Source organism: Variovorax sp. SG517, from assembly GCF_013376045.1.
GTDB lineage: Bacteria > Pseudomonadota > Gammaproteobacteria > Burkholderiales > Burkholderiaceae_C > Variovorax.
Genome location: NZ_JABMJG010000010.1, coordinates 23,384 through 36,129, shown reverse-complemented (window position 1 = coordinate 36,129; position 12,746 = coordinate 23,384). Strand labels below are relative to the sequence as shown.

Annotated in this window: 11 protein-coding genes; 5 read left to right on the top strand and 6 right to left on the bottom strand. The window is 69.1% G+C overall.

Annotated elements, in window-relative coordinates; translation table 11 throughout:
- Window positions 1–7 precede the first annotated feature (7 nt).
- Both FHT32_RS26925 and FHT32_RS26920 read right to left on the bottom strand, forming a co-directional pair.
- A complete protein-coding gene (locus FHT32_RS26925; RefSeq protein ID WP_126469318.1) occupies window positions 8–133 on the bottom strand; it encodes a YHYH domain-containing protein in 126 nt (41 codons plus the stop codon).
- A 122-nt stretch (window positions 134–255) separates the two neighbouring features.
- Window positions 256–537 carry a hypothetical protein gene (locus tag FHT32_RS26920; RefSeq protein ID WP_256099172.1) on the bottom strand — a complete coding sequence of 94 codons (282 nt, stop codon included), beginning with the start codon at window positions 535–537 and terminating at the stop codon, window positions 256–258.
- A gap of 215 nt (window positions 538–752) precedes the next feature.
- On the opposite strand from FHT32_RS26920, the gene FHT32_RS26915 reads away from it, so the two are divergent.
- From FHT32_RS26915 to FHT32_RS26900, 4 genes are all read left to right on the top strand, one after another.
- A complete protein-coding gene (locus FHT32_RS26915; RefSeq protein ID WP_176667639.1) occupies window positions 753–1,115 on the top strand; it encodes a hypothetical protein in 363 nt (120 codons plus the stop codon).
- A gap of 680 nt (window positions 1,116–1,795) precedes the next feature.
- The gene (locus tag FHT32_RS26910) at window positions 1,796–3,070 is read left to right on the top strand and encodes an HlyD family efflux transporter periplasmic adaptor subunit (protein WP_176667638.1); all 1,275 of its coding nucleotides are present in this window, start codon (window positions 1,796–1,798) and stop codon (window positions 3,068–3,070) included.
- Between the two features lie 51 nt (window positions 3,071–3,121).
- On the top strand, window positions 3,122–4,453 hold the full coding sequence (locus FHT32_RS26905) for a hypothetical protein (protein ID WP_176667637.1): 1,332 nt from the start codon (window positions 3,122–3,124) through the stop codon (window positions 4,451–4,453).
- Complete coding sequence (locus FHT32_RS26900; RefSeq protein WP_176667636.1) at window positions 4,441–7,842, top strand: efflux transporter outer membrane subunit; 3,402 nt, start codon at window positions 4,441–4,443, stop codon at window positions 7,840–7,842. The genes FHT32_RS26905 and FHT32_RS26900 overlap by 13 nt, the downstream gene beginning before the upstream one ends.
- A 36-nt stretch (window positions 7,843–7,878) precedes the next feature.
- On the opposite strand, the gene FHT32_RS26895 is transcribed toward FHT32_RS26900, so the two are convergent.
- From FHT32_RS26895 to FHT32_RS26880, 4 genes are all read right to left on the bottom strand, one after another.
- The gene (locus tag FHT32_RS26895) at window positions 7,879–8,310 is read right to left on the bottom strand and encodes a hypothetical protein (RefSeq protein ID WP_176667635.1); all 432 of its coding nucleotides are present in this window, start codon (window positions 8,308–8,310) and stop codon (window positions 7,879–7,881) included.
- A 159-nt stretch (window positions 8,311–8,469) separates the two neighbouring features.
- Complete coding sequence (locus FHT32_RS26890) at window positions 8,470–8,871, bottom strand: PaaI family thioesterase (RefSeq protein WP_176667634.1); 402 nt, start codon at window positions 8,869–8,871, stop codon at window positions 8,470–8,472.
- Between the two features lie 33 nt (window positions 8,872–8,904).
- Window positions 8,905–9,603: an aspartate/glutamate racemase family protein gene (locus FHT32_RS26885; protein ID WP_176667633.1), complete on the bottom strand. Its 699-nt coding sequence runs from the start codon at window positions 9,601–9,603 to the stop codon at window positions 8,905–8,907.
- A gap of 43 nt (window positions 9,604–9,646) precedes the next feature.
- The gene (locus FHT32_RS26880) at window positions 9,647–11,065 is read right to left on the bottom strand and encodes an MFS transporter (protein ID WP_176667632.1); all 1,419 of its coding nucleotides are present in this window, start codon (window positions 11,063–11,065) and stop codon (window positions 9,647–9,649) included.
- 261 nt (window positions 11,066–11,326) lie between these two features.
- On the opposite strand from FHT32_RS26880, the gene FHT32_RS26875 reads away from it, so the two are divergent.
- Window positions 11,327–12,679 (top strand): dicarboxylate/amino acid:cation symporter, encoded by a 1,353-nt coding sequence (locus FHT32_RS26875; RefSeq protein WP_176667886.1) that lies wholly within the window; start codon window positions 11,327–11,329, stop codon window positions 12,677–12,679.
- The last annotated feature ends 67 nt before the right edge of the window (window positions 12,680–12,746 follow it).

Genomic DNA, 12,746 nt, shown 5'->3' with positions numbered 1-12,746 from the left:
CCACTTGTCAGTGGCAGTGATAGCCGCCGGTCTTGTGGTCGCGATGGCAGCCGTTCTTGTCCGTTCCGCCCGAGTGTGCGAACGCACCCAGGCTCAGGCACAAGGCGGCCATCAGCACTGCGATCTTCTTCATGTTGTCTCCTCGCTCGCTTGAATGAAGTCGCAGTGTGCGCCTGTGCTCGATCTGTCAACCGAGGGTTTGCGAGCGATCTCCCATGTTCGTGGGAGCCCGGGAACCGAATGGCGCACCGGCCCTCAGGCCGCGCAACTCTCGCGCAGCATGCCGATGGTGCCTTCCGCTGCCTCGATGCGCCGGTTCAGTTCCTCATTGACAAGCCGGACCAGCGCGCCGAGTTCGGAGCGTGTCGGATAGACCTCTTCGCAGTCGCTCACATGCCGGGCGACGATGAGCTTCTCGAGGCACGCGTACGCGCAGTGCACGTCGCGAATGCTCGCGATGTCATCGGCGGCTTGCAGTGCGAGCGATTCGGGGTCGTGTTGAAGAGGGCGCGAGGGCGCGCGAGCGGATTTGGCCATGAACGATCTCCAGGAGCTTGCTTCCAAGAGCTTCTTCGAGCTGCTAAACCCGATCACGCCGTCTCGCGGCGCGACGGGCGCAAGTATAGACATCGGCCCCTCGCCACCACGCGTGACATTTGGGAACGTTCTTCACCGTAGCGATGTGCGCCGTGCCGTGAGCCCGGGCGTTGGTGGTGCATCAGAGGCTTTTTTCGTCCTCAGGAGTGAAAGAAATGACTTTTCCCCGATCCATGTTCAAGCTGGCTGCCGCGGGTCTCGTTGCCGCCGGTGCCTTGTTCGCCGCCGCATCCGCCAATGCCGGAACAAGCTGGTCCATCGGCGTCAACGTGCCGGGCGTGGTCGTGAGCGAGCCCGCGCCGGTCTACTACGAACCGGCTCCCGTCTATTCGCGGCCGGCTCCGACCTACTACCAGCCTGCCCCGGTCTATTCGACGCCGGCACCCGTCTACTACGAACCGAGCTGGGAGGAGCGCCGTGCCCAGCGCTGGGAAGAACGCCGTGCGGAGCGCCGCGAATGGCGCCGCCATCAATGGGAGCGCGAGCAGTACCGCCGCTACTACGAAGGTCGCGACTGAGCGACCCGGGCAGGGGGCAACGTCGTTCGGCGCGACTGCGCCGAGGCGTTGCCTGACCGTGCCGATGATCCCTGCGCCATACAGCGACAGCGCAATCTCTTTCCGGGCACGCTGCTCGCCCGGCGAAGCGGCCCGCCGATACACATTCGGCGGCGCATCCTTCCTTCATGACTCCCGATCGCTCTCCGATGCTCGCGGCACCGCGTCGATCGGCGACTGACCGCTGCTGAATTCCCACGGTCGTCGTGACCGTTCGCGGCTATATCGTTACCGCGTGTTGACCGCGAAGCCCCTTGCGTGGTCGTCGGCGTCGCGCGTCGAAGAACGACATCCCTTGCACTCCAGAAATTCCGAGCCCGCTGCTTCCCTGACAACCGGGGGCCACGCGATGCTTCGGCATGCCTGCGCGCTTGCGGGCTGTCAATCCCTCGCGCCTCGGAGCCGGTGTAGGACTCCATCCCGCTTCGCGCTCCCGAATTAGATGTGAAGTTTGCACATCTTGTTGCTCACCGAAGCAGAAAGGACTCAGCTTCGGGCGTACCTTTATTGCATCGCAGCATGAAAAACAGAGCGCGCTGCAATCCGTGGACCGGTGGAGGACTGGGATCGGGTCTCTTTCTTTCAACACCAGGCGGCGCGTCGCATCGGCGTGCCATCGACGTTTTCAAGGGGTGGTGGCTATGCGAGTGTCCAGACCGATTTCATCTTCGTCCGATGCGGCTCTCTGCGTCCGGGCCCTGGGCGGCCGACGCAGCCGGCAGCGGGGCGCCTTCGTTCCGAAGCTGGCGGGCTATGCGCTGCTGGCGTTCGTGCTGTGGCTCATGATTTCGACCCTGGTCGCGCCGCTGCTGTCGGCCCAGGCGACGCGGGCGGTGCTGCAGGCGCCGGTGGGGCTCGTCACCTCGCCGATCAGCGGCGTGGTCACGCAGATGGCGGTGCACTCGCGCGACGCGGTGGTGCCGGGCTCGCTGGTGGCGACGGTGCGCAACCCGACGGTGAGCCAGGAGATCCTCACCACGCTGACGACGCAGCGCCTGGCGTTGCAGAGCCAGCTGTCGCAGCTGGGCAACCAGTTCAAGGCCGACAGCCAGGAGATGAGGGCCGTGGGCCAGCAGGCGCAGGTGCATCGGCAAGCCTCGCTCGCGCAGACCTGGGACTCGTGGGAAATCGCCCAGCGCCAGCGCGACGTTGCGCACAGCGTGGTGGCCGAGCAGGAGAACAAGGTTCGCACCAGCGAGGCGCTGCTGAAGGAAGGCGCCATCAGCGAGCAGGTGATGAACGCGGCCGAGGCCCAGCTGAGCACCGCCCGCGCCAACGCGGCGGTGGCCGAGCAGGCCTTCGCCGGACAGGCGCAGACCGTGGCGAGCGCGGGGCAGGGCGCCTTCGTGGGCACTGGCGGCAGCAACCTGTTCCAGACGCTCACGAGCCGGCGCGAAGCGCTTCGCAACAGCATCGACCGGGCCCGGCAGGACGGCACGGCCATCGTGCAGCAGCTCAAGCAGATCTCGCAGCTCGAGGAAGACGAGCGCCACCGCGTCGAGAAGCTCGCCGCCTACCAGGTCACGGCAACGCAGCCGGGGCTGGTGCACACGGTGCTGATGCCCGAGGGCGCGTATGTCACCGCGGGCGCTTCGCTCGTGCGCGTCACCGATTGCAGCCGGCTCGGCGTCGTCGCGGTGTTTCCCGCGCGGCTGGCCAAGCGCCTGAGCATCGGCTCGGTGCTCGACGTGAAGATCGGCGAGAACACGGCCGCGATGCCCGCGCGCGTCGAACAGCTGCTGCCCGTGGCCTCCGACGCGCTGCAGAGCACGTACAGCGTGCCCTTCCCCTATGCCGAGCAGGGCTCCATCTACGCCGTGGCGCGCATCGAGGACGGCCAGTCCCAGCAGTCCGCGGCCCGCCAGCAGAGCATCTGCGTGCCGGGCAAGGTGGTCTCGGCCAGCCTCAGGACCTGAGCGCGGGCTCTTCGCGCGCCTCCAGGCTCCACATCCTCCGGAGAGAACGCCATGTCGATCTCCTCTTTCTTCCGTGTGCGGGTGTGGTGCGCCGCCTCGGCGGCGCTGGCCTGTGCCGCGGCCGCGGCTGCGGCGCCCCAGGCGGGCGCCACGCAGCAGGCGCTCGCGCGCGAAAGCTGCGAGGGGTTGCGCCGCGCGGTCGTGCACGACCAGGCGGGCGCCGCTTCCGGGCCGCTGTTCCTTGCGAGCTACAGGCCGGCCGAGGGCGCGCGCGGCGAGCCGCCGTTCGAGCCCGCGCTCGCGGGTGCCGCCTTCACCTACGACAACGCATTGGCCGGCATCGCGCTGCTGGCCTGCGGCGACCGCGCCGCCGCAAGGCGCATCGGCGATGCGGTGGTGCGCGCCGTTGCGCACGACCAGAGCTTTTCCGACGGGCGCGTGCGCAACGCCTACCGCGCCGGTCCGGTGACCGAGGAAAAGCCCGCGCTGCCCGGCCGCTGGGACGCGCAGCGCAAGCAGTGGATCGCCGACGCCTACCAGGTCAGCACCGCCACCGGCAACGTGGCCTGGGCGGCGCTGCTCATGCTGAACCTGTTCCAGGCCGAGCCCTCATCGGGCTCGGCCCCGGCCTATCTGGAGACCGCGCGCAAGCTGCTGGCCTGGACCGAGCAGAACACGCGCGCCAGGAACGGGCAGGACGGCTACAACGGCGGGCGCTACGGCTGGGACAACGCGCAGCGCGCCCAGACCTGGAAATCCACCGAGCACAACATCGACATCGCCGTGGCCGCCGCATGGGCCGCGCGCGCCAGCGGCCAGCGCGACGCGCCGGAGCATCGGCAGGCGCGCACCGCGCTCGATTTCGTGGGCCGCATGTGGAGCCCCCAGGAGCAGCGCTTCCACATCGGCACCAAGGAGGACGGCGCGACCCTCTCCACCGAAGGCTCCGGCCTGGATGCGCAACTCTGGCCGCTGCTGGCCGCGCCCGAGGGCTCGTGCGCCTGGAGCAAGGGGCTCGACTGGGTGGAGAAGCACCATCGCTTCGAAGCCGGCTACGGCTTCTCGCGCAACCCCGACGGCATCTGGACCGAAGGCAGTGCGCAGGCCGCCGCCACGCTGGTGGCGCGCAAAGGCTCGGCGCCCGAGGCCCTGTGGCAGCTGCTCGCATCGCAGCGCGCCGGCAACGGCCTGTACTACGCGACGCCGGCCTCCCGCATTTCCACCGGCCTGGCCATCGGCCCCGACTCGGCCGGCGCCGACTTCTATTACTACCACTGGCCGCACCTCGGCGCCACGGCCTGGATCGCCCTGGCCGCCACCGGTTTCAACCCCTTCACCGGCAAGACTGCCGCATCGGAAGCCACCCCATCATGTCCAGCCTGATCGCCACACCGGAATTCCAGCTCAACGCCCTGATCGGGGCAATCGCGCTGCTCCTGATGAGCCGGGCCAGCGTCGATCGCATCTCGCATCGCATGCTGTTCGGCGCGCTGACCGCGCTGCTCCTGCTTCGCTACGCGGTCTGGCGCGTGGTCGCCACCATGCCGCCATCGGACCTCGGCTTCGGGACGCTGTTCGCCTGGGTGTTCCTGTGCTTCGAGCTGGCGGCCATCGTCTACACGCTGATGTCCATCCAGATGCTGGTGAGGCGCCGCGACAACCGCGGGCAGGCCGACCGCGGAGAAGCCGCGCTGCGCGCCCGTGGCGGGCAGGTGCCGGCGGTGGACGTGTTCATCTGCACATACAACGAAGAGCTGGCGGTGCTGGAGAAGACCATCATCGCCGCCCAGGCCATCGACTATCCGCGGCTGAATGTCTGGGTGCTCGACGACACCCGGCGCGACTGGCTGCGCGACTACTGCGAACGCAGGGGCGTGCACTACGCGCGGCGGCCCGACAACAGCCACGCCAAGGCCGGCAACCTCAACAACGGGCTGCGCCTGTCCGCGGACGCGACCAACGCGCCCTTCATCCTGGTGCTCGACGCGGACTTCGCGCCGCAGCGCGAGATCGTCTACCGCATGCTCGGGCTGTTCGAGGACCGCCGCGTCGGACTGGTGCAGACGCCGCAGTTCTATTACAACGCCGACCCCATCCAGCACAACCTGCGCGCAACCGACAGCTGGGTCGACGAGCAGCGCGTGTTCTTCGACGTGCTGCAGCCGGCGAAGGACGCGGCCGACTCGGCCTTCTGCGTGGGCACCTCGTTCATCGTGCGGCGCGACCTGATCACCGCCGCGGGCGGCTTCCCGGTGGGCAGCGTGTGCGAGGACATCCACACCACCTATCTGCTGCTGCGGCGCGGCCACGTCACGCGCTGGCTGGGCGAGCGGCTGTCGAACGGGCTGTCGGCCGAGAGCATCATCGACTACATCAACCAGCGCAGCCGCTGGTGCCTGGGCACGGTGCAGCTCGCGCTGCTTCCCGACGGCCCGCTGCGCGGCGCGGGCTACAGCCTTTCGGCGCGGCTGCACTTCGTGCACGGGCTGCTGCACTGGCTGGGCAAGCCCTTCATGGCGCTGATCATGCTGGCGCCGGTGCTGTACTGGTATGCCGGCGTCTCGGCCTTCCATGCGACGCCGCAGGCCTTTGCCGCCTACGGCCTGCCGCCGCTCATGATGTTCTGGGCCTACAGCTACTGGATCAGCCAGCGCCGCTGCCTGCCCGTGTTCAGCGAGGTGAGCCAGCTGGTGGCCGCGATGGCCGTCACCGGCACGCTGCTCAACGCGATGCTGCGGCCCTTCGGCCATCCGTTCAAGGTGACGGCGAAGGGGCTCGACCGCTCCAGGACCGTCGTGCACTGGAAGCTGGTCGCCGTCTTCGGCGGCCTGTTCGTGGCACTGCAGGGCGGCGCCGCCTCGGCCGTGCTGGAAGGAGCGGCGCTGACGCCCGGCGACGAACTCAACCTCGTGTGGACCGGCATCGCGCTGGTGCTGTGCCTGGGGGCGCTCATGGCCTGCGTCGACCTGCCCAGGCCGCAGCAGGAAGAGCGCTTTCCGTGGCGCGCCCGCGCACGGGTGCGCACCGCCGCTGGAGAGGGCGAATCGCGCTTCGTCAACATCGCGGCCGACGGTGCGCTGCTCGAAGGCGGCTCCCTGTTCAAGCGCCTGCGCGTCGGCCAGCCGCTGGAGGTGTACGTCGACCCGGTGGGCTGGCTCCCGGCCCTTCTCGCAGGCCGCAGTTCGGCCGGTGCCGACCTGCGGTTCGCCGGCACGGAGGCGCAGCGCGAGCACCTGGTGAGGCATGTGTTCAACGTGGTGCCGAGCCATGTCGCCGTCCAGGTACGGCCCTGGCGGGCCGCCTCGGCCCTGTTCGCGAGCGCGGGCTTCCGCTCGCCCGGCGCCGGCTTCGTGCGCCTGAGCCTGCGCCTGATATTGCTGGTGCTGGCGCTGTGCGTCCTGCTGGTGGTGAGCGGATGCAATCTCACGCCGCCGATGAAGCAGCCCGACCTGTCCGTGCCCTCGCAATGGCCGGCCGGCGCGGCGCGGCCGTCCGCGGAGCCGGTGGACTGGCGCGGCTTCGTGCAGGACGACGAACTGCGCGGCCTGATCGCCACCGCGCTGTCGCGCAACCGCGACTTGCGCGTCTACGCGGCGAAGGCGCGCGAGGCGCGGGCCGTGTATGCCGCGGGGCGTGCATCGCTGTTCCCGCCGCTGGGGCTGTCGGCCCATGCCCAGCGCGCGCAGACCACGCCGCAGGGCTCGCTGAGCCCGGTCGGCAACCTGCCGTCGGACGGCAGCGTTTCCAACAGCTTCGACATCCAGGCCGGCGTGACGTCGTACGAGCTCGACTTCTTCGGCCGCCAGCAGAGCAGCGCGCAGCAGGGCGGCTCGCTGGCCGAAGCCGGCGACCGCGACTACGCGGCAGCGCGCATGAACCTGGTGGGCGAGGTGGCGAACGCCTATCTCACGCTGCGCGCCGACCGCGCATTGCTGAGCCTGGCCGATTCCAACGCGGCCGGGCTGACCGCCAATGCCGACATGATCGGCCGCGCCAAGGCGGTCGGCGGCGCGGCGCAGCTGGACGTGTACCGCGCGCAGTCGCTGCTGCAGAACGCCCGCGTGCGACAGGAGGAATACCGCATGCGCGTCGCGCAGGATCTGCAGGGGCTGAACGTGCTGGTGGGCGAGGCCGTGCCGCCGGACACGGGCGCCGCACGGCCCTGGCCGCAGCGCTCCACCGCGCAGGTCGCGCCGGGCATGCCGTCGAGCCTGCTGCAGCGCCGGCCCGACCTGCTGGCGGCTTACGCGCGCGTCGAGGCCGCCAACTCGGGCGTGGGCGCGGCCAAGGCGGCCATGCTGCCGACCATCTCGCTGACCGCGCTCACCGGCGGCGTGAGCAGGGAACTGTCGACGCTGCTCAGCGGTGGCAACGCCAGCTGGGCCGGCGTGCTGGGCGTGTCGCTGCCGCTGTTCGACTGGGGCCGCAGGTCCGCCAACGTCACGGCCAGCGAAGAGCGGCTGGCCGCGGCAATGGCTTCCTACGAATCCGCGGCGCAGGTGGCTTTTCGCGAAACCGCCAACGCGCTGATCGCCGACGACCATCTGGCGCCGCAGCTCGAGGCGCAGCAGGCGCGCGTGCAGGCGCTGGAGAAGGTGGCCGGCATTTCGCGCACGCGCTTTCGCAGCGGCCTGGAAGACTACTTCTCCAGCCAGGACGCGCAGCGCGAACTCTATGCCGAACAGCAGCAGCTGATCGAGCTCCAGCTCAAGGCCGCCGTGAACATGGTCAACCTGTACAAGGCGATCGGCGGCGGGTGGGGCGCTGCGTAGCTGCGTAGGGCGTAGGGCGGGCCCGCTTCTTCGCCGCTACTTCTTCATCGCCTTGACTTCGGCCTTGCCCTTCTCCTCGTCGGCCTTGGCCTGCTTCACGCAGGCGGACTTGGCGTCGCCCTTCTGGTCGTCGCACTTTTCCTTGGCGATGCTGTAGGCCGCTTCCACCTTGGCTTCGGCCACCTTGCGGGCGTTGCTGTCGCTGGGCATCAGCTTCTGGTCGAGCTGGGCCTTGGCGATCTTTTCCTTGCCCTTGGCTTCCTCGACGCAGACATCCTTGGCGTTGTCCTTCAGGGCGTCGCATGCGGCGCGGTCGGCCTTGTAGTCGGCCGCGATCTTGTCGCGGCCCGCCTTCAGTTCGGCAACGGCCGGATCGACGGTTGCCGCCGGCGGCGTGTTCATCTGGGCGTGGGCCGAAAGCACGCCGAGGCAGGACGCGACGGCGCAGGACCATATGAGCTTGTTCATGGTCATCTCCTTGGGGGCACCGGCGTTGGTTGCACACAGGGATGAGGATGTCCGGCGCCTGAATCCCAGGCTAGGAACCATGGCGGGTGCGTCGATAGGACGCTGTGCGAAGCGACCGTAAGCGCATGCCGACGCGCGCCGGCGGTGCGACCAGGCGCCTCAGTCGAGCACCAGCTGCGTCTGCGTGACCACCGCGCACAGCTTGCCGTCGGCATTGGTCACCGAGGTCTGCCACACCTGCGTCGTGCGCCCGCGATGCAGCGCCACGCTGGTGCCGGTGACCGTGGTGCCGACGCGCGCGCCCGCGATGAACTTGGTGCTCGAGTCGGTCGTCGTCGTGCGCTTGCCCTCGGGCAGGTTGACGATGGTGCCGACAGCGCCGAGCGTGTCGGCGAATGCCATGTAGGCGCCGCCGTGGAGGATGCCGCCGGCGGTGCACAGGTCGGGCCGCACCTCCATCTGCGCGACCACGCGCTCGGGCTCGAGCTGGGTGAGCCGCACGCCCATGAGGCCGGGGAAGATCGTGTCCAGCAGTTTCTGCATCGTGGCGATGTCGGGCATCGATGTCTCCTTGTTTCCAGTTGGATCGAAAGCTCAGCCGGCCGCCGTTGCGCGCCGCAGCGCCGCGCGGGCCAGCAGGCGCGTGGAGTCGAGCGTGGGGAGCGCCGAGTTGCCGTCGTTCAGCACCAGCGGCAGCTCGGTGCAGCCCAGCACCACGGCATCGCAGCCGCGCGACTTCAGGCCGTCGATCATGCGTTGCAGCACCGCGGTCGACTCTGGCCTGATCACGCCGCGCACCAGCTCGTCCATGATGATGCGGCCCATCGTGGCGCGCTCCCCGGCCTCGGGGCGCACGGCTTCCAGGCCGGCGGCCGAGAGTGCCCGCGGATAGACCTCGCTGTTCACCAGCCAGTGCGTGCCCAGCACGCCCACGCTGCGAAAGCCGCGCGACGTCGCTTCGGCCGCGGCCACCTCGGCGATGTGCAGCCACGGCAGCGGCGACTGCGGCAGCACGATGTGCATCGCCTGGTGGATCGTGTTGTCGGGGCAGATCAGGAAGTCTGCGCCGGCCGCGGCGAGCTTGCGTGCCGACGACAGCATCAGCTGCCCGACGCCGTCGATGTCGCCGCGATCGAGGCAGTCCACGTACGCGGCGAGCGAATGCGTGTGCATCGAGACCTCGGGGTGTGCATGCGCGTGGCCCATGTAGCTGGCGCCTTCGACGCACAGCGTGCGATAGCAGAGCGCAGCGCCTTCGGCCGAGCAGCCGACGATGCCGATGTGAAGTGGCATGAAGCGAATCTCCGTCGTCAAGGAAAAGCAGCGGAAGATGTTCTCACGACCTCCGCGATACCGCCACGCCCGCATGGCGGTCGAGCCGCAGCGTCATCAGCGTCGCAACGGCCATCAGCAGGCCGACCACGTACCAGGCATGCCTGAAGTCGGCGAGCTCCACGGCCGGCGCGCCGCGCAGCGCCTGCGACGCGCCGAGCACCATCGCCCCCAGCGCCACGCCGAGCGCGAGCGACACCTGCTGCAGCATCGTGCCGAGCGTGCTGGCGCCGGCGCGTGTCTCGTCGGGCACGTCTGCGAAGGCGAGCGTGTTGATGGCGGTGAAGTTCATCGAACGCGCCATGCCCGCCACGAACAGCAGCACGCACATCCACGGCAGTGGGTCGCCGGGCGACAGCAGCCCGCAGCCGAAGAGCGTGGCGGCGCAGATCGCGCCGTTCACCGTCAGCACGCGGCGAAAGCCGAAGCGCCGCAGCACCGCCGTGGTGGCGCTCTTCATGACGAGGTTGCCGGCCATGTACACCAGCAGCATCGAGCCCGCATGGAAGGCGCTCATGCCGAAGCCGATCTGGAACATCAGCGGCAGCAGGAAGGGCGAGGCGTTGATGGCGACCCGCGAGACGAAGCCGGCGGTCGCTGTGGCCAGCGCATAGGTCGGCACCGCGAGCGCGCGCAGGTCGAGCAGTGGCGCCGCCACGCGCCGCGCGTGCCACACCGCGGCGAGCGCTGTCACCACGCCGGCGGCCAACAGGCCGAGCGTGACGGCCGAGCCCGGCTGCGGCCCGCCCAGCCGCGTGAGGCCTTCGACCAGCGCGGCCAGCGCGATGGCTGTGAGCACGAAGCCTGTGGCGTCGAAGCGCACCGGCGCGGCGTCGGCCCGGCGCGGAAAGAGCCGCATCACCAGCCACAGGCCCACCAGGCCCAGCGGCACGTTCAGCAAAAAGATCCAGCGCCACGACGCATGCGTGGCGATCAGCCCGCCCAGCGGCGGCCCGATCACCGGCGCGATGAGACCCGGCCAGGTGATGGTGCCGATGGCCTCGATCAGCCGGTGCTTCGGCGTCTCGCGCAGCACCACCAGCCGGCCCACCGGCGACATGAAGGCGGCGGCCGCGCCCTGCAGCACGCGCGCCGCGACGAAGAACTCGAAAGTCGGCGCAAGCCCGCAGGCCAGCGAGGCGAGGGTGAAGGTGCCGACCGCCAGCGCGAACACCCGTCGCGCGCCGAAGCGCCCCGCGCACCAGCCCGCCGCAGGCACCAGCGCCGCCATCGCGATCAGGTAGACCGTGACGCCCAGGCTCGCATCGAGCGCCCCGATGCCGAAGCCGGCGCCGATGGCCGGCAGCGCCGTGACGATGACGGTGGCGTCCAGCGTCTCCATGAAGAAGGCGGCGGCCACGGTGAGGGCGATGCGCTTCGAAGCGCCTTCCGTGGCCGTCTCCGGCCGGGCGTTGTCGTTCATGCGCCGAGTCTGACACCGCCGGGTGCCTAGGGTTTACCCGGTGCCGACGATCCGGAAGCTCGGACGGGGCCGGTCGGCGGCATCCGGATCGTCGGCGGAGCGCCTCGCGCCCCGCGGAGAAAAGCCCCGTGAAATCAAGGACTTAGGGCGCCCGCCGGCCCTTGCCGGCCGTGGCATGTCGATTGCTGAACCACCGGCCGGCCGTGCGCCCCCGATGCGGGGCCCGGTCACGAACCTGGAGACAAACCAATGAGCACCCCCATGGAACACCAGACCGCCCCCAAGCCCTTCTACAAATCCCTGTACTTCCAGGTCATCACGGCCATCGTGCTCGGGGTGCTCCTGGGGCATTTCTATCCCGACACCGGCGCTTCCATGAAGCCGCTGGGCGACGGCTTCATCAAGCTGATCAAGATGATCATCGCGCCGATCATCTTCTGCACGGTGGTGGTCGGCATCGCCGGCATGGAAGACATGAAGAAGGTCGGCAAGACCGGCGGCATGGCGCTGCTGTACTTCGAGATCGTCAGCAGCATCGCGCTGATCGTGGGCCTTGTGCTCGTGAACGTGCTCAAGCCCGGCGCGGGCATGAACATCGACGTGACCCAGCTCGACACCAAGAGCATCGCGGCCTACACCGGCCCGGGCAAGATGCAGAGCACTACCGACTTCCTGCTCAACATCATTCCGAGCACGGTGGTCGACGCCTTCGCCAAGGGCGAGATCCTGCAGGTGCTGCTGATCGCGGTGATGTTCGGCTTCGCGCTGCACCGCTTCGGCGGCCGCGGCACGCTGGTGTTCGACGTGATCGAGAAGGGCTCGCACGTGCTCTTCGTGATCGTCGGCTACATCATGAAGGTCGCGCCCATCGGCGCCTTCGGCGCAATGGCGTTCACCATCGGCAAGTACGGCGTGAGCTCGCTGCTGCAGCTGGGCCAGCTGATGGCCACCTTCTACGCCACCTGCCTGCTGTTCATCTTCGTGGTGCTGGGGCTCATCGCGAAGTTCCATGGGTTCAGCATCTGGAAGTTCATCAAGTACATCAAGGAAGAACTGCTGATCGTGCTGGGCACCTCGTCGAGCGAGTCGGTGCTGCCGCGCATGATGGCCAAGATGGAGAACCTGGGCGCGAAGAAGTCGGTGGTCGGCCTCGTGATTCCGACCGGCTACTCGTTCAACCTCGACGGCACCTCCATCTACCTGACGATGGCGGCCGTGTTCATCGCGCAGGCCACCAACACCGACATGACGCTGACGCAGCAGCTCACGCTGCTGGCGGTGCTGCTGCTCACCTCCAAGGGCGCGGCGGGCGTCACCGGCAGCGGCTTCATCGTGCTGGCGGCGACGTTGTCGGCGGTGGGACACGTGCCGGTGGCGGGGCTGGCGCTGATCCTGGGCATCGATCGCTTCATGTCGGAAGCCCGCGCGCTCACCAACCTGATCGGCAACGGCGTTGCCACGCTGGTGGTTGCCAAGTGGACCGGCGACCTCGACACCGTGCGCATGAACCAGCACCTGAACCAGGAAAGCACGGCCGAGGCCGACGAGCCCGAGCGCGTGCTCGACGCCACCGAGGCGCACATGCCTGCCAGCGGCGCGCGCCAGGCTTCCTGATCTTTTTTTCCGCTCCCTCCGGCCCCGCCCAGGGGCCATCGGGCTGCCACTAATGCGGGCGGCCCAG

Coding starts and splice junctions, on each gene's coding strand:
- FHT32_RS26885 (WP_176667633.1), bottom strand. CDS start 9,603: ATGCCACTTCACATCGGCATCGTCGGCTGCTCGGCCGAAGGCGCTGCG.
- FHT32_RS26880 (WP_176667632.1), bottom strand. CDS start 11,065: ATGAACGACAACGCCCGGCCGGAGACGGCCACGGAAGGCGCTTCGAAG.
- FHT32_RS26905 (WP_176667637.1), top strand. CDS start 3,122: ATGTCGATCTCCTCTTTCTTCCGTGTGCGGGTGTGGTGCGCCGCCTCG.
- FHT32_RS26895 (WP_176667635.1), bottom strand. CDS start 8,310: ATGAACAAGCTCATATGGTCCTGCGCCGTCGCGTCCTGCCTCGGCGTG.
- FHT32_RS26875 (WP_176667886.1), top strand. CDS start 11,327: ATGGAACACCAGACCGCCCCCAAGCCCTTCTACAAATCCCTGTACTTC.
- FHT32_RS26925 (WP_126469318.1), bottom strand. CDS start 133: ATGAAGAAGATCGCAGTGCTGATGGCCGCCTTGTGCCTGAGCCTGGGT.
- FHT32_RS26910 (WP_176667638.1), top strand. CDS start 1,796: ATGCGAGTGTCCAGACCGATTTCATCTTCGTCCGATGCGGCTCTCTGC.
- FHT32_RS26920 (WP_256099172.1), bottom strand. CDS start 537: ATGGCCAAATCCGCTCGCGCGCCCTCGCGCCCTCTTCAACACGACCCC.
- FHT32_RS26900 (WP_176667636.1), top strand. CDS start 4,441: ATGTCCAGCCTGATCGCCACACCGGAATTCCAGCTCAACGCCCTGATC.
- FHT32_RS26890 (WP_176667634.1), bottom strand. CDS start 8,871: ATGCCCGACATCGCCACGATGCAGAAACTGCTGGACACGATCTTCCCC.
- FHT32_RS26915 (WP_176667639.1), top strand. CDS start 753: ATGACTTTTCCCCGATCCATGTTCAAGCTGGCTGCCGCGGGTCTCGTT.